Source organism: Rhodobacter sp. P2_H5, from assembly GCF_056403335.1.
The window spans coordinates 60808-81112 of the sequence record NZ_JBFUFS010000004.1; the positions used below are offsets into that span (position 1 = coordinate 60808).

21 protein-coding genes are annotated in these 20305 nt (G+C 65.9%); 7 read left to right on the forward strand and 14 right to left on the reverse strand.

All coding sequences use genetic code 11. From position 1 onward, the window contains the following. The first annotated feature begins 31 nt into the window (after positions 1-31). From AC1DVR_RS06270 to pheT, 3 genes are all read left to right on the forward strand, one after another. Positions 32-973 carry a LysR family transcriptional regulator gene (locus tag AC1DVR_RS06270; RefSeq protein WP_477999682.1) on the forward strand — a complete coding sequence of 314 codons (942 nt, stop codon included), beginning with the start codon at positions 32-34 and terminating at the stop codon, positions 971-973. Between the two features lie 28 nt (positions 974-1001). After that, positions 1002-2084: a phenylalanine--tRNA ligase subunit alpha gene (gene pheS / locus AC1DVR_RS06275; protein WP_477999683.1), complete on the forward strand. Its 1083-nt coding sequence runs from the start codon at positions 1002-1004 to the stop codon at positions 2082-2084. A 418-nt stretch (positions 2085-2502) separates the two neighbouring features. Next, complete coding sequence (pheT, locus tag AC1DVR_RS06280) at positions 2503-4911, forward strand: phenylalanine--tRNA ligase subunit beta (RefSeq protein WP_477999684.1); 2409 nt, start codon at positions 2503-2505, stop codon at positions 4909-4911. Positions 4912-5129: 218 nt separating this feature from the next. On the opposite strand, the gene AC1DVR_RS06285 is transcribed toward pheT, so the two are convergent. The 4 genes from AC1DVR_RS06285 to panB form a co-directional block, all read right to left on the reverse strand. Continuing rightward, entirely contained in the window at positions 5130-5750 is a 621-nt protein-coding gene (locus tag AC1DVR_RS06285; protein WP_477999685.1) for a DUF1523 family protein, read from the reverse strand. Between the two features lie 10 nt (positions 5751-5760). Beyond that, complete coding sequence (locus AC1DVR_RS06290; RefSeq protein ID WP_477999686.1) at positions 5761-6021, reverse strand: hypothetical protein; 261 nt, start codon at positions 6019-6021, stop codon at positions 5761-5763. 93 nt (positions 6022-6114) lie between these two features. Beyond that, the gene (gene panC, locus AC1DVR_RS06295) at positions 6115-6957 is read right to left on the reverse strand and encodes a pantoate--beta-alanine ligase (protein WP_477999687.1); all 843 of its coding nucleotides are present in this window, start codon (positions 6955-6957) and stop codon (positions 6115-6117) included. Continuing rightward, on the reverse strand, positions 6954-7802 hold the full coding sequence (gene panB / locus AC1DVR_RS06300; RefSeq protein ID WP_477999688.1) for a 3-methyl-2-oxobutanoate hydroxymethyltransferase: 849 nt from the start codon (positions 7800-7802) through the stop codon (positions 6954-6956). The genes panC and panB overlap by 4 nt, the downstream gene beginning before the upstream one ends. 142 nt (positions 7803-7944) lie before the next feature. Here panB and AC1DVR_RS06305 point away from each other — a divergent pair, with 142 nt between their 5' ends. Continuing rightward, a complete protein-coding gene (locus AC1DVR_RS06305; protein WP_477999689.1) occupies positions 7945-8286 on the forward strand; it encodes a cupin domain-containing protein in 342 nt (113 codons plus the stop codon). 100 nt (positions 8287-8386) lie between these two features. On the opposite strand, the gene AC1DVR_RS06310 is transcribed toward AC1DVR_RS06305, so the two are convergent. From AC1DVR_RS06310 to AC1DVR_RS06325, 4 genes are all read right to left on the reverse strand, one after another. After that, complete coding sequence (locus tag AC1DVR_RS06310) at positions 8387-9238, reverse strand: L,D-transpeptidase (protein WP_477999690.1); 852 nt, start codon at positions 9236-9238, stop codon at positions 8387-8389. Between the two features lie 103 nt (positions 9239-9341). Beyond that, on the reverse strand, positions 9342-9557 hold the full coding sequence (locus tag AC1DVR_RS06315) for a Trm112 family protein (protein ID WP_477999691.1): 216 nt from the start codon (positions 9555-9557) through the stop codon (positions 9342-9344). Then, positions 9554-10198, reverse strand: coding sequence for an LON peptidase substrate-binding domain-containing protein (locus AC1DVR_RS06320; RefSeq protein WP_477999692.1), 645 nt, complete (start codon positions 10196-10198; stop codon positions 9554-9556). The genes AC1DVR_RS06315 and AC1DVR_RS06320 overlap by 4 nt, the downstream gene beginning before the upstream one ends. Before the next feature lie 64 nt (positions 10199-10262). Next, a complete protein-coding gene (locus AC1DVR_RS06325; protein WP_477999693.1) occupies positions 10263-11186 on the reverse strand; it encodes a tetratricopeptide repeat protein in 924 nt (307 codons plus the stop codon). A 123-nt stretch (positions 11187-11309) separates the two neighbouring features. Between AC1DVR_RS06325 and rfbC the strand changes: the two genes are divergently transcribed. The 3 genes from rfbC (at position 11310) to AC1DVR_RS06340 (ending at position 13212) form a co-directional block, all read left to right on the forward strand. Next, entirely contained in the window at positions 11310-11870 is a 561-nt protein-coding gene (gene rfbC / locus AC1DVR_RS06330) for a dTDP-4-dehydrorhamnose 3,5-epimerase (protein ID WP_477999694.1), read from the forward strand. A 62-nt stretch (positions 11871-11932) separates the two neighbouring features. Beyond that, positions 11933-12406, forward strand: coding sequence for a metal-dependent hydrolase (locus AC1DVR_RS06335; protein ID WP_477999695.1), 474 nt, complete (start codon positions 11933-11935; stop codon positions 12404-12406). Continuing rightward, positions 12406-13212 (forward strand): YdcF family protein, encoded by an 807-nt coding sequence (locus tag AC1DVR_RS06340; protein ID WP_477999696.1) that lies wholly within the window; start codon positions 12406-12408, stop codon positions 13210-13212. The genes AC1DVR_RS06335 and AC1DVR_RS06340 overlap by 1 nt, the downstream gene beginning before the upstream one ends. A 94-nt stretch (positions 13213-13306) precedes the next feature. On the opposite strand, the gene AC1DVR_RS06345 is transcribed toward AC1DVR_RS06340, so the two are convergent. From AC1DVR_RS06345 to AC1DVR_RS06370, 6 genes are all read right to left on the reverse strand, one after another. Next, positions 13307-13537: a formate dehydrogenase subunit delta gene (locus tag AC1DVR_RS06345; protein WP_477999697.1), complete on the reverse strand. Its 231-nt coding sequence runs from the start codon at positions 13535-13537 to the stop codon at positions 13307-13309. Then, the gene (gene fdhD, locus AC1DVR_RS06350; protein WP_477999698.1) at positions 13527-14342 is read right to left on the reverse strand and encodes a formate dehydrogenase accessory sulfurtransferase FdhD; all 816 of its coding nucleotides are present in this window, start codon (positions 14340-14342) and stop codon (positions 13527-13529) included. Before fdhD ends, AC1DVR_RS06345 begins: the two co-directional genes overlap by 11 nt. 10 nt (positions 14343-14352) lie before the next feature. After that, a complete protein-coding gene (fdhF, locus tag AC1DVR_RS06355; protein ID WP_477999699.1) occupies positions 14353-17232 on the reverse strand; it encodes a formate dehydrogenase subunit alpha in 2880 nt (959 codons plus the stop codon). Then, positions 17229-18752 carry a formate dehydrogenase beta subunit gene (locus AC1DVR_RS06360; RefSeq protein ID WP_477999700.1) on the reverse strand — a complete coding sequence of 508 codons (1524 nt, stop codon included), beginning with the start codon at positions 18750-18752 and terminating at the stop codon, positions 17229-17231. The genes fdhF and AC1DVR_RS06360 overlap by 4 nt, the downstream gene beginning before the upstream one ends. Continuing rightward, complete coding sequence (locus tag AC1DVR_RS06365) at positions 18749-19219, reverse strand: formate dehydrogenase subunit gamma (RefSeq protein ID WP_477999994.1); 471 nt, start codon at positions 19217-19219, stop codon at positions 18749-18751. Before AC1DVR_RS06365 ends, AC1DVR_RS06360 begins: the two co-directional genes overlap by 4 nt. Positions 19220-19402: 183 nt before the next feature. After that, on the reverse strand, positions 19403-20290 hold the full coding sequence (locus AC1DVR_RS06370) for a LysR family transcriptional regulator (protein WP_477999701.1): 888 nt from the start codon (positions 20288-20290) through the stop codon (positions 19403-19405). Positions 20291-20305 lie beyond the last annotated feature (15 nt).

Here is a 20305-nt window from a genome sequence, read left to right on the forward strand (position 1 = left end):
AATCAGCACAGCCCGTGCGGAGGGGCGCACAATGACCGCAGATCTTGGTGACCTGAATGCTTTCGTGGCCGTGGCGCGGGCTGGCGGCTTTCGCACCGGAGCGCGCATCCTTGGCCGCAGCGCCTCCAGCCTGTCGGAAGCGGTGCGGCGGCTGGAGGCGACGCTCGGCGTCCGCCTTCTGAACCGCACCACCCGCAGCATCGCCCTGACCGAGGCGGGGAGTCGTCTTCTGGAACGCCTGGCCCCGGCCCTGACCGAGGTGACGGCGGCGCTGGATGTGGTCAACACCTTCCGCACCAGCCCGACCGGCACCCTGCGACTGAATGTGCCGGTCGCCGCCGCCCGCCTGGTCCTGCCCGCGCTGGTGCCCGGCTTCCTGGCCGCCTATCCCGACATCACGCTGGACATCATCGCCGAGGACGGCTTCGTCGACATCCTCGCCGAGGGCTGCGACGCGGGGATCCGCTATGAGGAGCGGCTGGAGCAGGACATGATCGCCGTGCCGATCGGCCCGCGCCTGCAACGCTTTGCCACCGCCGCCGCTCCCGCCTATCTGGACCGCCGCGGCCGCCCGCAGCATCCGCGCGACCTGTTGTCCCACGCCTGCCTGCGCGGGCGCTTTGCCAGCGGCGCCACCCCGGCCTGGGAATTCGAGCGCGCGGGCGAGACCTTGCGGATCGAACCGTCGGGCCCTTTGGTCGTGCGCCTCGGCGGGGCGGTGGACCTCGCGGTCGAGGCGGCGCTGGCGGGAAGTGGAATCATCACCCTGTTTGAGGACTGGCTGCGCCCCTATCTGGACCGCGGCGCGCTGGAACCGGTGCTGGAGGAGTGGTGGCCCAGCTTCTCCGGCCCCTTCCTTTACTACCCCGGGCGCCGCCACCTGCCCGCCCCGCTGCGCGCTTTTGTCGACTACATCGCCGCGGCAAGGCCATCGGCCGCCGCTCCACTTGCATCCCGCGTGCCATCCGGTTAGCACCGTCGCGCATCTGTAGGAGGCGCATATGGACGGGCTCGACACGCTGAAAGCCAAATATCTGACCGCTGTGGCCGCGGCGTCGGACGAATCCGCGCTGGAAGAGGTGCGGCTGGCGGCCCTTGGCAAGAAGGGCGAGGTTTCGGCCCTGATGTCCTCCTTGGGCAAGATGGCGCCGGAGGAACGCAAGGCCGCCGGTGCCAACCTGAACCTCCTGAAGGACGAGATTGACGCGGCTTTGCGCGCCAGGAAATCCGGGCTGGCGGATGCGGCACTCGACGAACGTCTGCGCTCGGAATGGCTCGACGTCACCCTGCCCGGCCGCCCGCGCCCGCAAGGCACGATCCACCCGGTGTCACAGGTCATGGAAGAGCTGACCGCGATTTTCGGCGACATGGGCTTTGCCGTGGCCGAAGGCCCGCAGGTCGAAAGCGACTGGTACAATTTCGACGCGCTGAACATCCCGCCGGAACACCCCGCCCGGCAAGAGCATGACACCTTCTTCATGGCCCGCGCCGAGGGCGACGCCCGCCCACCCCATGTGCTGCGCACCCATACCTCGCCCGTGCAAATCCGCGCCATGGCCGCGCAAGGCGCCCCGATCCGCGTGATCGCGCCGGGCCGGGTCTACCGGATGGACATGGACCAGACCCATGCGCCCATGTTCCACCAGGTCGAGGGTCTTGCGATCGACCGCAACATCTCGATGGCGAACCTGAAATGGACGCTGGAGGAGTTCTGCCGCGCCTTCTTCGAGGTGCCCTCGGTCGAACTGCGCTTCCGCGCCTCGCACTTCCCCTTCACCGAACCTTCGGCCGAAGTCGACATCCGCTGCTCGTGGAAAGACGGTCAGCTGAAGATCGGCGAGGGCGACAGCTGGCTGGAGATCCTCGGCTCCGGCATGGTGCATCCCAAGGTGCTGACAGCGGCGGGCGTTGACCCGACGCAATGGCAGGGCTTCGCCTTCGGCATGGGAATCGACCGCATCGCGATGCTGAAATACGGCATCCCCGACCTGCGCGCCTTCTTTGAAAGCGATCTGCGCTGGCTGCGCCACTATGGCTTTGCCGCACTCGACATGCCGGATCTGCCCGGCGGCCTCAGCCGCTGATCGCCACGCACGTCTGATTTCGGGATTCACCCAACCACCAGAGCCATTGCCAGCTCTGGTGGTTGGGCTCAGATGCCACCATGCATCAGGCACATAAGAACAGTCAGTCCCATCATCAACGCCAAACGCGCCGGATGGCGGCGCGGAAGGTCTGCGGGAATGGACAACATATCGTTCATTGCCACAATCTAGCACATATTGCGCGGCCAATTGTGTCAAAAAAGAGTTAATTGCGGCGACAAGCCGTTTCCTTTCGCGCAACGCTGCGCATTCCCGCCGCATTCTCGCGTGAGGGCTGTCCGACGGACCGCTTCCCCTTGGCCCGGCTTTGCGGTAAGTCCCTGCGCGACCACTACCGATGACTTCCGACCCGCCGGATCCCTATGACCCGGCATCCGCAACTGACCTGGGGATTGCCATGAAATTCACCCTGTCCTGGCTCAAGGACCATCTCGACACCACCGCTTCCGTGGACGAGATCACCGAGGCGCTGACCGATCTTGGACTGGAGGTCGAAGAGGTGGTGAACCCCGCGGCCCGGCTTGCCCCCTTCACGCTGGCCAAGATCCTTCACGCCGAAAAGCACCCGGATGCCGACAAGCTGCGGGTCTGCCGGGTGCTGACGGATGAGGGCGAAAAGCAGATCGTCTGCGGCGCGCCCAATGCCCGCGAAGGCATCACGGTGGTTCTGTGCAAGCCGGGCGATTATGTGCCCGGCATCGACGTGACCCTTGGCGTCGGCAAGATCCGCGGCGTGGAAAGCCAGGGCATGATGGCCTCCGAGCGCGAGCTGGAGCTGTCGGACGAACACAATGGCATCATCGAGCTGCCCTCGGGCGAGGTCGGCGAAAAGTTCATTGACTGGCTGGCGATCAACCGCCCCGGCACCGTCGATCCGATGATCGAAATCAAGATCACCCCCAACCGCCCCGACGCCCTTGGCGTGCGCGGCGTGGCGCGCGATCTGGCCGCCCGCGGTCTGGGCGTGCTGAAGCCCCTGGTCGTGACGCCAGTGGCGGGCAGCTTCGCCTCGCCCATCGGCGTGAAGATCGACGATACGTTGAAGGTCAAAGGCTGCCCGCATTTCGCCGGCCGCACCATCCGGGGCGTGAAGAACTCAGCCTCGCCCGACTGGCTGCAACAGCGGCTGAAGGCGATCGGTCTGCGGCCGATCTCGGCCCTGGTCGATATCACCAATTACTTCACCTTCGGCCTGAACCGCCCCCTGCACGTCTTTGACGCGGGCAAGGTCAAGGGCGACCTGATCGTGCATCCCGCGGCGGGCGGCGAAGAGTTCCTCGCCCTCGACGGCAAGACCTACACGCTCCGCGCCGGGATGATGGCCATCTCCGATGCGGCGGGCGTGGAATCCCTGGCAGGCATCATGGGCGGCGAGGTCTCGGGCTGTTCGGAAGCCACGACCGATGTCTTCCTGGAAAGCGCCTATTGGGACCCGATCACCATCGCCGCCACTGGCCGCGCGCTGAAGATCAACTCGGATGCGCGCTACCGCTTCGAACGTGGCATCGATCCGGCCTTCACGCTGGACGGGCTGGACCTTGCGACGCAGATGGTCCTCGACCTCTGCGGCGGCGAGGCTTCCGTCGTGGTGCAGGACGGCGCCCCCCTCGACGTGACCCGCGCCTACCGGCTGGACCCGGAGCGGCTGGTCAGCCTCGTGGGGATGGAGATCCCCGAAGCCACCCAGCGCCAGACGCTGGAGGCTCTGGGCTTTGTGCTGAACGGCAACATGGCCACCCCGCCGACCTGGCGCCCCGATGTGCTGGGCGAGGCCGATCTGGTGGAAGAGGTCGCCCGCATCGCCTCCCTGACCAAGCTGCAGGGTCGGCCCCTGCCCCGCGTCAACACCGGCGTGCCGCGCCCGATCCTGACCCCCCTGCAGGTGCGCGAGCGGACCGCGCGGCGAACGATGGCGGCGCTGGGGTATAACGAATGCGTCACCTACAGCTTCATCGACGCCGAGGCGGCCGGCCTCTTCGGTGGCGGGTCCGATGCCGTGCGCATCGAAAACCCGATCTCGTCGGAGATGACCCACCTGCGCCCTGACCTCTTGCCCGGTCTCTTGCGGGCGGCTGCGCGCAACCAGGCGCGCGGCTTTGCCGATCTGGCGCTCTTCGAGGTCGGCCCCGCCTTCTCGGGCGGTGAACCGGGTGAGCAGCAGTTGCTGGCCTCCGGCCTTCTGGTCGGCGCCGTGGCGCCGCGCGACCCCTTCGGCTCGCGCCGCCCGGTGGATGTGTTCGACGCCAAGGCCGATGCCGAGGCGGTTCTGGCCGCCCTCGGCGCGCCGACCCGGGTGCAGATCAGCCGCAAGGTGGCAGGCTGGTGGCACCCCGGCCGCTCGGGCGCCATCGGCCTCGGGCCGAATGTGCTGGCCAGCTTCGGCGAGGTCCACCCCCGCGTGCTGGCCGCGATGGGCGTGAAAGGCCCGGCCGTGGCCTATACGATCGCGATATCCGCCGTCCCCGCCCCCAAGGTCAAGACGCCGACCCGCCCGGCGCTGGCTCTGTCGGATCTGCAAGCCGTCGACCGCGACTTCGCCTTCGTGGTGGACGCCAAGGTCGAGGCCCTGACCGCCGTCAACGCCGCGATGGGGGCCGAAAAAGGCCTGATCGACGGCGTGAAGGTCTTCGACCAGTTCACCGGCGAGAAGGCCGAGGCGCAGATGGGCGCGGGCAAGAAGAGCATCGCTTTGACCGTCCGCCTGCAACCGCGCGACAAGACCCTGACCGATGCCGAGATCGAGGCGGTCTCGGCGAAGATCGTCGAAAAGGTCAGCAAGGCCACCGGCGGCACGCTGCGCCGCTGAAGGCAGATCGCGGCGTCCCGGCGTCGCCCTCTACCCCGGCCGCAGTCTTACGCCGCCGTCACCCGGTCGCTTGGTACCCCGGCGGGGCGCTGCCCCGTGCCCCGGAGTATTTGGGCAGAGGGCAAAGGGGCCCCTTTTTCCCTTTCATCCAGATGCAAATATCCCCGGGGGTCTGGGGGCAGGCAGCCCCCAGCCGGGGCCGCCGCGCGCCCTCCGGGTCAGGATCTGCGACCGAAGAGCCGCGCGAACCAGCCGCGGGTGCGGTCGCCGGCCTCTTGCACTTCGGCCACAGCCGGGTCGACCATCCGCTCCCAGAACTGCAGCCACATCCGCCGCGCCATGAAGACCAGGAAGGCCAAGAGCGTCAGGATGACCACGTTGAGCCAGGGGAAGAAGCTCACGTCGGGTCCTGCGACCTCGGTGATGCGCACCGCATTGGGGTAGATCGACAGCATCGGCCAGCGAAAGCCGTAATGCGTCACCATCACCCATTTCGGCGCCGCATCCGAGGATTTGAGATTGGTCGCCACCGCTTGCAGGTTGGAGCTGTCGTATTTGAAATAGGGCGGCCAGATCCAGCCGGTATCTTCGTTGCGATAGACCATGACCCGGCCGTCGGCAAAGGCCGCGTTGATGAAACGGATGTCGCGGCTGTCCTTGCCCTCGGCGGTGCCGGTATCGGGTGAGGCGTAGAAGTATTTGTTGGCCCAGCTGACCGTGGTCACCCGGTTGTAGGCCTCGGTGATGCGCACCACGTCATGGTGGGGCAGCGTGTAATCGAGCAACCCCGCCACGATCAGCGCCAGTATACCCCAGATCGCCCATTTCGCCTTACGCATCAGAACCTCCTCATGTGTGGTTCACCACATAGGCGATCACGACGATCAACACCACCGGCACCACATAGACCAGCAGGATCAGCCGTTTGCGCAGCCCGTGTTCGTATTGCGCCATGCCGCGCGCCACGAAATCCTCGCGCAGGCCCGCGATGCCGCCGGCGTCGAATTCATTCTCCAGCTTCTCGCGGCGGACGGATCGGGAATAGGCCGAGATGATCCAGTAGATCACCGTCAACCCGACAAGCCCGCCGATGATCAGTTGCAACATCATCCGCCCTCCCCTGCCCCTCTCAGCTAGTCCCGCCCGGGCCTTGGTTCAAGGGATTTGCACGGCGCCCGATGCGGCGCGGCCCCGAACGCCGCGTCAGACCGCGATATTGTCGATCAGGCGCACCCCGTCGAGCCAGGCCGCCGCCAGAAGGCGCAAGGGGCGGGCCAGATCCGCGGCGGGCTCCAGGCTTTCGGCGTCGCGCAGGGTCAGGTATTCGACGCGGGAGAAACCTGCCGCCAGAACGGCGGCTTCGCCCCGGGCCAAAGCGGCATCAGCGGCGGCGCCACCGGCGCGCAACTCCTCTGCCGCGGCCTGCATCGCCGCATGCAGGGCCGGCGCGATGCGCAGGGCCTCGGGCGAGAGGCGCTGGTTGCGCGAGGAGAGTGCCAGGCCGTTCGGATCGCGCAGCGTCGCACAGCCGGTAACCTCGACCGCCAGATTCAGGTCGGCGACCATCCGCCGGATCACCTGCAATTGCTGCCAATCCTTCTCGCCGAAATAGGCGCGGTCGGCTTGCGTCATGCCGAAGAGCTTGGCGACCACCGTGGCCACCCCGGCGAAATGGCCGGGACGCAACGCGCCCTCCAGCGGTTCGGCCACGCCCGCCACCGTCACCGTGGTGGCAAAGCCCGGCGGATAGACCGCTTCGGGCGGCGGGGCGAAGATCACATCGACGCCCAAGGGCGCCAGAAGGGCGGTATCCGCCGCCTCGGTCCGCGGGTATTTCGCCAGATCCTCGCTGTTGTTGAACTGCCTCGGGTTCACGAAGATCGTCACGATCACCCGGTCCGAGCCCGCCTTGGCGGCGCGCACCAGGCTCAGATGGCCATCATGCAGCGCGCCCATGGTGGGGACGACACCGACGCTTTGGCCGGCAAGCTTCCAGCCGCGCACCAGCTGCCGCAGCGCCGCGACATCGCGCAGGATCGTGGTCAAGACGGTTTGCCCGGCAGGACATCGGCAAAGCCATGTTCCGGCCCCGGAAAGCGGCGGTTGCGGACATCTTCGGCATAGGCGGCAATCGCCTCGCCCGCGGTCTCGCCCAGATTGGCATAGCGCTTGACGAATTTCGGACGGAAATCGGTGAACATGCCCAGCATGTCATCGACCACCAGAACCTGGCCATCGCATTGCACGCCCGCGCCGATGCCGATGGTGGGGATCGCCAGCCTTTGGGTGATGCGGGCGGCAAGGCCGACCGGCACCTTCTCCAGCACGACCGAGAAGGAGCCCGCCGCCTCGACCGCGATTGCATCCTGCATGACGCGCTCCGCCTCGTCCGCGCGGCCCACCACCTTGTAGCCGCCCAACGTGTTGACCGCCTGCGGGGTCAGGCCGATATGGGCCATCACCGGCACACCGCGCGCGGTCAGAAAGGCAATCGTCTCGGCCATATGGCTGCCACCCTCCAGCTTGACCGCCGGAGCGCCGGTTTCCACGATCAACCGGGACGCGTTGCGAAAGGCCTGCTGCGGGCTTTCCTCGTAGCTGCCGAAGGGCATGTCGATGACCGCCATCGCCCGCTTGAGACCCCGGACCACGGCGCGGCCATGCAGGATCATCATCTCCATCGTCACGCCAAGGGTCGAAGGCATGCCGTGCAGCACCATGCCGAGCGAATCACCCACCAGCGCCACATCGCAATGCGCATCGACCAGACGCGCCATCGGCGTCGTATAGGCGGTCAGCACCACAAGGGGGGCCTGGCCCTTGCGGGCGCGGATCTCGGGCGGCAGCACGGACCGCAACTCGCTGGGTCCGCTGGACGGTGTCGCGCTCATCTTTCAGGCTCCGCAAGCTTGTGTCGCTGGCAATATGGGCATGTTTTCAACGCAGGCGCAAGAAAGCTGCGCCGCATCGCAGCACAGAAATCGCTTGACCTTGGCCGTGGTCAAAGGCGCATTGACCCGGCAAGGAGCATCCATGACAAACCTCATCCGACTGTCCCGCGAAGGGATCACCCCCGAAATCAGCCGTCCCGACCCCGAAAAGGTGATCGAGGGCGATCCCGTCCACACGACCTGGAACCTGGAAGAGCGCGGCACGCTTTTTGCCGGCCTCTGGCATGCCACGCCGGGCACCTGGCGCGTCAGCTATGACGAGTGGGAATATGTCCATATTCTGGAGGGGGTTTCGGTCCTGACCGATGCCGAGGGCAACGAGACCGTGCTGCAGGCCGGCGACAGTTTCGTCATCCGCCCGGGCTATTCCGGCACCTGGCGCGTCGTCGAGGCGACGCTGAAGGATTATGTGATCCTGGCCTGACCGGGTCGCTAACAGGGCCACCAAAAAAAGGCAGGTCCCGACCCGAGGGGCGGAACCTGCCAAATCTTACAACAGCTTAAGTCTAAGACCCGGCGAAGGTTCAGTACCCGCCGGCGGCGGCTGCTTGCTGGCGGGCAGCCTCGTCGGCGGCGCGGGCTGCGGCGTCATAGGCGGCCAGCGCGGGGTTCGCGGCCTCGGCAGCGGCAAGGGCTTCGGCGTCCTTGATCTTCTTGGCCTGATTCTCGGGGGTATCGGGCACGGCGCGGCCATAGGCGTCGTCCATATAGGGGCCTTCGGCGGCGACGCTTTCTTCCAGCGTGCGGACTTTGACCTTGGCGCCGATCTTCACGCGCTCGAACAGTTCGATCGCATCCTGATTGAACAGGCGGATACAGCCGGCCGAGGTGGCATGCCCGATCGAGTTGTTGTCGACCGTGCCATGGATGCGGAAATAGGTGTCGCGACCACCGCGGTAAAGATACATGGCCCGCGCGCCCAGGGGATTGTCCGGGCCGCCGGACATGCCGCCGGCATATTCCTTGTAAAGGTCGGGACGGGTCCGCACCATGTTGTTGGTGGGGGTCCAGGACGGCCATTTCTCCATCCGGCCGATCACGCCGGTGCCGCGGAAGGACAGGCCCTCACGCCCGACGGCGATGCCGTAACGGGTGGCCATGCCGCCCTCTTCGACAAAGTACAGCTTGCGGGCAAAGGGATCGACCACGATGCTGCCGGGCTTTTCCTCGCCGCTGTAGGCGACTTCGGTCTTCTGATAGCCGTCGATCATCAGACGGGCATCCACGGCGGGAATCTGGAAGCCGCCATCCTCGAGGGCTTCATAGCCGGGCAGGACGGCCATCTTCGGCGTCTCCTCCGCGACATGGGGGGTTCCACAGGCGGCCAGCAGGGACAGCAGGGCCATGGCAGCAAGTTTGGTCATAAGTCTGGTCACGGGTGTATATCCGGTCGGGAATTGGGTCTTTTTCACCAAGCGCCTAACGTCGTGTGAGTCAAGCCCCGGCGCGATTTCGGGCGGTTTGGCGCAGAAAACATCGTCAGTCCAGCGTTCGTGCAACACTGATCAGCATGATCGGGATGCCATCCCGGATCGGGAATGCCAAACGCGCCGACTCCGAGATCAGTTCCTGCTTTTCGGCGTCATAGCGCAACAAATCCTGCGTGCGGGGGCAGACCAGCGCCTCCAGCATGCGGCGGTCAAAGGCGTTGGTGCTGGACAGCGCCGGAATCGCGTCTTCGCCGGTCTCGGTCATTGCACCACCTCGTCGGACGCGCTGCCCGCCTGCATCGCGAAGGCGATCAGGGTTTCCAGCACCTGACGGCGGTCCGTCAGGGTCGGGGCCTCCAGCAGGGCCTGCTTCTCCTCGGGGGCAAAGGGGCACAGCATGGCCAGCGCATTGATCAGAAGCTCGTCATCGGCCTCTTTCAGCGTGGCCCAGTCGACGCCCAGATTGCGCGCCTTGAGGTAGCGTTGCAGCTTTTCAAGAAAGGCCTCGCGCGGGAAATCGGTGTCGGCATCGGTGCCGCCCGGGTCATTCAGGAAGGGCGTCCAATCGACCCTGCAGCGCCGGTAGGGCACAAAGCCCGAGATCTCTTCGACCACGCGAAAGCGCGAAACGCCCATCAGAGTGATCAGCATCCGGCCATCCTCGGTTTCCGAGAACGAGGTGATGCGCCCGGCGCAGCCGACCGAGGCCAGCGCCTGCGCCCCATCCGGGCCGCCGCGCGGCTGGATCATGCCGATCATCCGGCGGTCGGTCTTCAGGCAATCCTCGACCATCGCCAGATAGCGCGGCTCGAAGATGTGCAGGGGAAGGCGCGACCGGGGCAGAAGGATCGCCCCGGGCAGCGGAAAGACGGCAAGCGTCTCGGGCAGGGTTGCAAGTTTCATCATGCCGGCAACCTAGCGCGCATTTGCCTGATGACAAATCCCCACGACGGCCCTTCCACGACGTATCTCAGACGAAGATCATCGAGGACAGGCGGCGCCGGCCTTTCAGCACGATCGGGTCCTGCGGCTTCAGCGCGCCGAAGATGGTCAGAAGCTGCGCCTTGGCCGCGCCCTCGTTCCACTCGCGGTCGAGCTTGAAGAGGTCGAGGAGCATGTCCACCGCCTCTTCGACCTTGCCCTCGGCATGCAGCGCCGTGGCCAGATCGAACATGATCTGCGGGTTGCCCGGCTCGCGGGCCAAAGCGGCGCGCAGTTCCGCCTCGGGGCCGGCCTTGGCGGCTTGCCGTGCCAGCGCGATCTGCGCCTTGGCCGCCGTCACCTCGGGCGAGGCGGCGATCTTGGCGGGGGCCGCTTCGGCCAGCGCCTCGGCCTTGTCGAGGTCGCCCAGCGCCAATTGCGCCCGGATCAGCCCGCCATAGGCGCCGGCATTCTCCGGCTCCTCGGCCAGGATGGCGGCGAAGGTTTCGGCGGCATCTGCCACGGCGCCCTCGGTCAGCATCTGTTCAGCCGCCTCAAGCGCCTCGGCCAGCCCGCCATCGGCACCGGGGCCCATGGCGGCCAGATTGTCGATGAATTTCTTGATCTCGCTGCCCGGGACCGCGCCCTGAAAGCCATCGACCGGCTGGCCCTGCCAGAAGGCATAGACCGTCGGGATCGACTGGATGCGCAGCTGCCCGGCAAGGCCCTGCGCCTTGTCCACGTCGATCTTGACCATCTTGACCGCGCCCTTGGCCGCGATCACCGCCGCCTCCAGCGCCGGGCCGAGGGTCTTGCACGGGCCGCACCACGGCGCCCAGAAGTCCACGATGACCGGCACGGTCTTGCTCTGCTCGATCACGTCTTTCATGAAGGAGGCTTCGCTGCCCTCGATGATCAGATCGGCGGCGGCAGCGGCTTTCGGGGCGGCGGAGGGATTGGCTATTCCGAACATGGCATCCTCATTCGGCTGAAACTTTCCCCCTATATGCGGCAGGGGGGCACAAACGCCAAGGGGGCTGGGCCGGGCGGCGATAAAGTCCTTGGCAAAAAGGGCGGCTTTCGCGCAAAAGAGGCCATGCAAATCGAAAACACCGCCCTGCCCGATGTCCTTGTCCTAACCCCTGCCCGCTTTGGCGACGCACGCGGCTGGTTCTCCGAAACCTTCAACGCCGGCCGTTTTGCGGCGGCCGGGCTGACGATGGACTGGGTGCAGGACAACCACTCCATGTCCGCCGCCGTGGGCACCCTGCGCGGCCTGCATTTCCAGCGCCCGCCCCATGCGCAGGACAAGCTGGTGCGCTGCACGCGCGGGGCGATCTTCGACGTGGCGGTCGATGTCCGCAAGGGCTCGCCGGCTTACGGCCAATGGGTCGGGGTGGAGCTTTCGCCCGAGAACGGCAAGCAGCTTCTGGTGCCCAAGGGCTTCCTGCACGGCTTTGTCACCCGCCTGCCCGACACCGAGGTGCAGTACAAATGCTCGGACGTCTATGCACCCGATTGCGATGGCGGCATCCGCTGGAACGACCCGGACATCGGCATCGACTGGGGCATCACCGATCCCGTCCTGTCAGCCAAGGACCAGGTGGCGCCCTTCCTTGCCGGCTGGGAAAGCCCGTTTGTGTGGGCCGGCGCATGAGGCGCCCGCCGCGCGTTGCCCTGACGCGGGCCTGAGATGAAACGGCGGCGGATCATGGCCCTGTGCTGACAGCGCATCTCCCCTCGGGCTATGTTCTGGCGCGTGCCTCGCGGCTGGATCCGCGTCGGGTGCCCCTCCTGCTGACGGCGGCGCTGGTCGGCGCGGTGCTGCCCGACTTCGACATTCTGTGGTTCCACTTCGTCGACCATGCCAGCACCCATCATCACCGTTATTGGCCGCATATCCCGCTGGTCTGGCTGGGCCTCGCCCTCGTGACCCTGCCAACGGTCTGGCGCACGAGGTACCGCCTGACCGCGCTGGTGTTTTTCAGTGCCATCTTCCTGCATCTGGTACTGGACACGCTGGCCGGCGGGATCCTCTGGCTCTGGCCCTTCGACACGCGGCTCCTGTCGCTGGTCACCATCCCGCCCACCCGGTCGAACTGGATCCTGTCCTTCGTTTTTCACTGGACCTTCCTGCTGGAGATCGCAATCTGGCTGGTGGCCTTGTTTCTCTGGTTTGGCAGAAGGCGCTGATGCACGATCTGTTCTATATATCGAGCAAGACGCTGGGTCTGGCGGCGCGGGCGGAAAGCTGGCTGTTGCTTGCGATGGCGCTGGCGTTGCTGGCGCTGTGGCGGGGGCGCGCCCGGCAGGCCGGGGTCTGGCTCGGGCTGGCCTTTGGCGCCACCTTGCTTTTGACCACTTATCCCCTGGGCGACCTTCTGATCGCCACGCTCGAAAGCCGCTATCCGGCGGAGCCTGCGGTGGAAAAGGTCGATGACATCATCGTCCTCGGCGGGCTGGAGGATGTCGGCCCCTACCGCCGCTGGGGCGGGATCGAGGTCAACGAGGCGGGTGAGCGGCTGATCGCAGGTGCGCTTCTGGCCAAGCGTTTTCCCCAGGCGCGGCTGGTCTTCACCGGAGCCGCAGCCTCGCTGACCGGGGATGCCGCGCCCAAGGACCCGTCGCAGATGGTCTATGACGCCTGGGTTGCCCTCGGGATCGACCCGATGCGGATCGTGCTGGAACAGGCCTCGCGCAGCACCTCGGAAAACGCCCGGATGACGCGGGAGATGATCAAGCCGCAGCCGGGCCAGGTGCATCTTCTGGTCACCTCGGCCTTCCACATGCCGCGCGCGATGGAAAGCTTTGCCCGCAATGGCTGGACCGGGCTGGTCGCCTGGCCGGTGGATTTCCGGTCCGGCGGGCAAGGCGGCGGCGGGTTTGCCGGCACCGGGCTTGGCCTGCCCGGCTGGAAACTGGACCGCAACCTGGCCGAACTGGATCTGGCCTTGAAGGAATATCTGGGACTTCTGGCCTACCGGATCGCCGAAAAATAGGTGCGTCGGCCTGGCACAGGACAGCGCCCCCCGGCCAGGAACCGCAAAGCGCGGCAGGCCGAAGATCGGGCCTGTCGGGGTCATCGACCTCGCTTCAGGCGGCGACGGGGCGCCGGATCTTCTCGGCCGCCTCGATCACCAGGGGGCGCAGGCCCTGGCCGCCGGCATCCAGCACCTCGAACAGGTGCTTGCGCATCCGCGGCTCCCAGAAGTCGTTGATATGGCTGGCAAGTCCTGCCAGACCCTCGTCATGGGGCTTGGACTCCATGAACTTGGCGATCTGGTTGGCCATGTAGATCAGTTTGGCATGAGCATCATGCGACATGGGTCTCTCCTGCGGCGGGGCCAGCTATCAAGCGGCTTTCATGGGTGAAAACTTCAAAACGGTCCGGGCGGGCCAAGGCGATCAGGGTGATCCCCGCCGCCTCGGCCATGGCGACCGCATGGGCGGTGGGGGCAGAGACCGCGATCAGAACCGGCACGCCAAGGGCGGCCACCTTCTGCACCATGTCGATCGACACCCGTGAGGTCAGCACGATGGCGCCGCCAGGCTGCGTGCCGGCACGCACCATGGCGCCTGCAAGCTTGTCCAGCGCGTTGTGCCGCCCGACATCCTCACGCGCGGCGAGAAGCCTGCCGTTCCAGAAGCCCGCCGCATGGACCGCATGGGTCGCATCATGCAAGGGCTGCGCCCCCGGCAGGGCCGCGATTGCCGCCTGCACTTCAGCTGCGGTCATCTGGAACCTCGCCGTCACCGGGGGCAGCGCGCGCACCGCCTCCTCCAGCGAGTCGATGCCGCAGAGGCCACAGCCCACCGGCCCCGCCATCGTGCGGCGGCGTTTGGCCAACCGCGCCTCGGCCTCGGGCTTGACCCAGATCTGCAGGTCGATGCCCTTGGGGGTTTCGACCGCCTCGACGGAGTCGATCTCCTCCGGCCGGGCCAGACCCTCGGTCAAGGCAAAGCCATAGGCGAAATCCTCCAGGTCGGCGGGCGTCGCCATCATCACGGCCTGGGTCGAGCCGTTGAAGGACAGGGCCACCGCCACCTCTTCCGGCAGCAAGCGGCTGCCTGCCAGGGGCGCGCCCGGCCCGAAGGCCAGACGCGGCAAGGCACGGTGGGTTTGCATCACGCCCCCGCCTTCACTCGGCTGCCGGCAGGATGCGGCGCGACAGGGTGGCCTGGGCGTTATACTCCTGCTGCCACTCCGTCGGGCCATTGGAGGAGCCGACCTGCACCGCCGTCACCTTGTATTCCGGGCAATTGGTCGCCCAGTCGGAATAGTCGGTGGTGATGACGTTGGCCTGCGTGTCGGGGTGGTGGAAGGTGGTGTAAACCACGCCCGGCAGCACGCGGTCGGTGATCTGGGCATGGAGGGTCGTCTCGCCCGAACGGCTTGCGAGCTTCACCCAATCGCCATCCTTGATGCCACGCACTTCGGCGTCGGAGGGGTGGATTTCCAGCACATCCTCGGCATGCCAGACCACATTCGCCGTGCGCCTCGTCTGCGCGCCGACGTTGTACTGGCTCAGGATCCGCCCGGTGGTCAGCAGAAGCGGGAAGCGCGGGCCGGTGCGTTCGTCAGTCGCGATATACTCGGTGTTGATGAACTTGCCCTTGCCGCGCACGAAACCGTCGACGTGCATCAAGGGCGTGCCCTCCGGCGCCTTCTCGTTGCAGGGCCACTGGACCGAGCCCATCGTCTCCAGCTTTTCATAAGAGACGCCCGCGAAAGAGGGCGTGGTCAGGGCGATCTCGTCCATGATCTGGCTGGGATGCGTATAGGTCCACTGCGCCCCCATCGCATTCGCGAACATCTGCGTCACTTCCCAGTCGCCATAGCCATTGCGCGGGGACATCACCTTGCGGACGCGGTTGATCCGCCGCTCGGCATTGGTGAAGGTGCCGTCCTTTTCAAGGAAGGTCGAGCCGGGCAGGAAGACATGCGCGTAATTCGCCGTCTCGTTCAGGAAGAGGTCGTGCACGATCACGCAGTCCATCGCCGCCAGACCCGCCGCGACATGCTTGGTGTCGGGGTCGGATTGCAGGATATCCTCGCCCTGGCAGTAGAGGCCCTTGAAGGTGCCCTCGACCGCAGCATCCAGCATGTTGGGGATGCGCAGGCCCGGCTCGCTGTCGATCTGCACGCCCCAGACTTTCTGGAAGATGTCGCGGACGCCCTCGCCCTTCACATGGCGATAGCCGGGCAGTTCGTGCGGGAAAGAGCCCATGTCGCAGGAGCCCTGCACGTTGTTCTGGCCGCGCAGCGGGTTCACCCCCACGCCGGGACGCCCGACATTGCCGGTCATCATGGCAAGGTTGGCAATGCCGATCACGGTGGTGGAACCTTGGCTGTGTTCCGTCACGCCCAGCCCGTAATAGATCGAGCCGTTGCCGCCCTTGGCATAAAGCCGGGCCGCCGCACGCACTTCCTCGGCCGGAACGCCGGTCAGCATCTGCACCGCTTCGGGCGAGTTCTGCGGTTGGCTGATGAATTCGGCATAGTCCTGGAATTCGTCCCAATCGCAGCGGTTGCGGATGAAGTCTTCGTCGAAGAGGCCCTCGGTGACGATCACATGCGCCAGAGCCGTGACTATGGCCACGTTGGTGCCCGGCGTCAGCGCCAGGTGATGCGCCGCCTTGATATGCGGGCTTTCGACCATCTCGGTCCGGCGCGGGTCGATGACGATCAGCTTGGCGCCCTGGCGCAGCCGCTTTTTCAGACGCGAGGCGAAGACCGGGTGCCCCGAGGCCGGGTTGGCGCCGATGACAATCGCCACATCGGTTTCTTCCACCGAGTCAAAGTCTTGCGTCCCGGCCGAGGTGCCGAGCGTCTGACCCAGACCATAGCCCGTGGGCGAATGGCACACCCGGGCGCAGGTATCGGTGTTGTTGTTCATGAAGACCGCGCGGGTCAGCTTCTGCACCAGATAGGCTTCTTCATTGGTGCAGCGCGAGGAGGTGATCACCCCCACCGAGTGCCGGCCATGGGTGTCGATGATGCCCTGCATCCGGCGCGCGGCAAATTCCATCGCTTCCGGCCAAGAGACCTCTTTCCACGGATCGTTGATCGAATCCCGGATCATCGGGTTCAGAATGCGGTCCTTGTGGGACGCATAGCCATAAGCAAAGCGCCCCTTGACGCAGCTGTGCCCCCGGTTGGCCTTGCCGTTCTTGTAAGGCGTCATGCGCACCAACTCGTCACCGCGCATCTCGGCCTTGAAGGAGCAACCCACCCCGCAATAAGCGCAGGTGGTGATCACCGATTTGGTCGGCGTCCCCAGTTCAATGACCGACTTTTCCTGCAAGGTCGCCGTGGGGCAAGCCGCCACGCAGGCGCCGCAAGACACGCAATCCGAAGACAGGAAATCATCCGACTTCAAGCCAGCCGAAACCCGGCTGTCAAAGCCCCGGCCCGAAATCGTCAGCGCGAAGGTGCCCTGCACCTCCTCGCAAGCCCGCACGCAGCGCGAGCAGACGATGCATTTCTGCGGATCATAGCTGAAATAGGGGTTGGAATCGTCACGCGGAATATACTGCGGGTTGGCCCTGCCGGAGGTGTCCTTGGCGCGGAAGTGGGTGTCCACCGCCTCATAGCGCACATCGCGCAGGCCGACGACACCGGCCATATCCTGCAACTCGCAATCGCCATTGGCCGAGCAGGTCAGGCAATCCAGCGGGTGGTCCGAGATGTAAAGCTCCATCACCCCCTTGCGCAGCTTGGCAAGCTTGGCGTTCTGGGTATGGACCTTGATCCCTGCAGCCACCGGCGTGGTGCAGGAGGCCGGGGTGCCATTGCGGCCCTCGATCTCGACCAGACACAGCCGGCAGGAGCCGAAGGCATCGACCGAGTCGGTGGCGCAAAGCTTCGGCACCTGAATGCCGGCTTCCGAAGCGGCCCGCATGATGGATGTGCCTTCCGGCACCGTCACGTCAAAACCATCGATGGTCAGCGTGACCATGACCTTGGATTTCGCCGCGGGCGTGCCGAAATCGCGGTCCGGGATGATGAAGTCTTTCATTCGGCGGCTTCCTTCATACGGTTGAAATCGTTCGGAAAGTGGTTGAGCGCGGAAAGCACCGGATAGGGCGTGAAGCCGCCCAAGGCGCACAGCGACCCGGCCTTCATCGTCGCGCACAGATCCTCCAGCAGCGGGATGGCCGCCGCGTCGCCCTTGGCAATGCGGTCCACAGTTTCCACCCCGCGCACCGCCCCAATCCGGCAGGGCGTGCATTTGCCGCAGGATTCGATGGCGCAGAACTCCATCGCGAAACGGGCCTGTTTCAGCATGTCGGCACTGTCGTCAAACACCGTCAGCCCGGCATGGCCGATCAGACCATCGGCGCCAGCGAATTCCTCATAGCCAAAGGGCGTGTCGAACAAGGCCCGCGGGAAATAGGCGCCCAAGGGCCCGCCCACCTGCACCGCCTTGACCGGCCGACCCGAAGCCGTACCACCGCCGATCCCGTCGACGATCTGGCCCAGGGTCACGCCAAAGGCGATCTCGTACAGCCCGCCATGCTTCACATTCCCCGCAATCTGCAACGGAATTGTACCACGAGAGCGCCCCAGACCAAAGGCCTTGTAATGCTCGGCCCCCTTCTCGAAGATCACCGGGACCGAGGCGAGCGAGATCACGTTATTGACCACGGTCGGCTTGCCCATGAAGCCCTGCAAGGCCGGCAGCGGCGGCTTCGCCCGCACCACGCCGCGCTTGCCCTCCAGCGAGTTCAAGAGGCTGGTTTCCTCGCCACAGACATAGGCGCCAGCCCCAACCCGGACCTCCATGTCAAAGATCTGGCCGGAGCCGAGGACATCGCCCAAGACCCCTGCTTCCCGCGCGATCTGCACGGCATCCTGCATGACGCGGATCGCCACCGGGTATTCGGAACGGATGTATACATAACCCTGCGTCGCCCCGCAGGCGAGGCCGGCAATCGCCATGCCCTCGATCAGCGTGAAGGGGTCGCCCTCCATCAGCATCCGGTCGGCGAAGGTGGCGCTGTCGCCCTCGTCCGCGTTGCAGACGATGTATTTGCGGTCGGCCTTGGCTTCCGAGACGGTCTTCCACTTGATCCCCGTCGGGAACCCCGCACCGCCCCTGCCCCGAAGACCGGAGTTGGTGACCTCGGCCACCATCGCCGCCTTGTCCATGGTCAAGGCCCGCGCCAGCCCGGTCAAGCCGCCCAGGGCCTTGTATTCCTCAAGGTTATGCGGGTCGATCACGCCAACCCGGGCAAAGGTCAAACGCGTCTGCGCCTTCATCCAGGGCAGATGCTCGGTCAGGCCCAGGGCCTTGGGATGCTCAGCGAGGTCGCCGAACAGGGAGGGCACATCGGCCAGCTCCATCGGGCCAAAGGCCAGGCGCCCCTCCGGCGTTTCGATCTCGACCAGGGGTTCCAGCCAGACCATGCCCCGGCTGCCATTGCGCACCAGAGTGACGGTCACGCCCTTGGCATGGGCATGTTTCAGAATCGCATGGGCGATCTCATCCGCGCCCAAAGCCACGGCAGCCGAATCGAGCGGCAGGTAAATCTTCATTTCAGCTCCTCCAGCACGCGGTCCAGCTTGGCCGCATCGAGCCGCCCCACCAGCTTGCCATCGACCAGGGCCGCCGGCCCGCAGGCGCAAAGGCCCAGGCAGAACACCGGCTCCAGCGTCACCGACCCATTCTTCGCCGTCTCATGCCAGTCGAGCCCGAGCTTCCCCTTGGCATGGTCGGCCAGATCATCCGCCCCCACCGCCTGACAAGCCTCGGCCCGGCAGAGCTTCACCACATGCCGCCCCGCCGGCGCCTCACGGAAATCATGGTAAAAGCTCATCACGCCATGCACTTCGGCCCGGCTGATGTTCATCGCCTTCGCCACGGTCGGAAGAACTTCCTGCGGCACATGGCCGAACTCTTCCTGAATGGCATGCAGGATCGGCAGCAAGGCCCCCTCCATCCCGTGATGGCGGGCGAGGATCTCCTCAACCCGTGCAATCGTGCTGGCGGTATCAAGCATCAGAGGCGCCTCCCATGGTCCGCGCCCGGTCTACGCCAGTTGATCGCAAAATCAATATCAGAGTGCCGTCGATCAATAGGTAAAAACTATCAAACCCCTTGCCCTCTGCTCAAATACTCGCGGGGGGGGTCTGGGGGCGGCGGCAGCCCCCCCAGCCGGGTCCGCCGAGCGCCCCCCCGGGTCCGGCTAACGATGCCGCGCCCCGAATTTCGCCGCCTCATCAATCAGCGCGGCCAATACCGGGGTCTGCAGATCGCGGCGCGGGGTGATCAGGCCCACGACATGTTCCGCTTCGGGCTGCACCAGGGGGATCGACCGCAGCTTCGCGTCCTGAAACATCTGCGCCAGCCGCATCGGCACGACCGAGGCCCATTGGCCGCTCCGCACATGGGCGATCAGCGCAATCGTCGAATTGCTTTCAACCGAAGGCTGCACCCGGACCCCGGCCTCGGCGAGAAGCTGGTTGACGATGCGGCGGTTCTGCATGTCGGCGGTCAGAAGGCAAAGGGGGGCGCCCGCCGCCTCGGCCCAGGTGACGCTCTCATGCTCGGCAAAGGCAGATCCGGCGAGGCAGAGGAAGCGGTAGTATTCCAGGTACAAGGGCACCTGCGCCACCCGGCCCAGGGGTTCGTTGTCGAGATAGGTGATCCCGGCATCCAGCTCCAGGCTTTCGATCCCCGACAGGATCTCAGCCGAGGTGCGCGACAGCACCGTCACCCGCACATTGGGGTGCCTTTTGGTGAAGGGCGCCGTCAGATCGGCCACCATCGGCAGGGCAGTCGGGATCACCCCCAGCCGCAAGACGCCCGACAGACCCGCATGGACCGAGCGCATCTCGTCCTTCATCGCCCGCACATCGCCGGTGATCCGCCGTGCCCAATCCAGAACGCTCTGCCCCTCCGGCGTCAGGCCCTGAAACCGGCTACCTCGATAGACCAGCTGCACGCCCAATTGATCCTCCAGCTGGCGGATGGCGGAGGAGAGTGAGGGTTGCGTCACGCCGCAGACCTCGGCCGCGCGGCCGAAGTGGCGTTCGGCGGCCAAAGCGATGAACATTTCCAGCTTGTCGATCATGTGAGCATCCTCGCC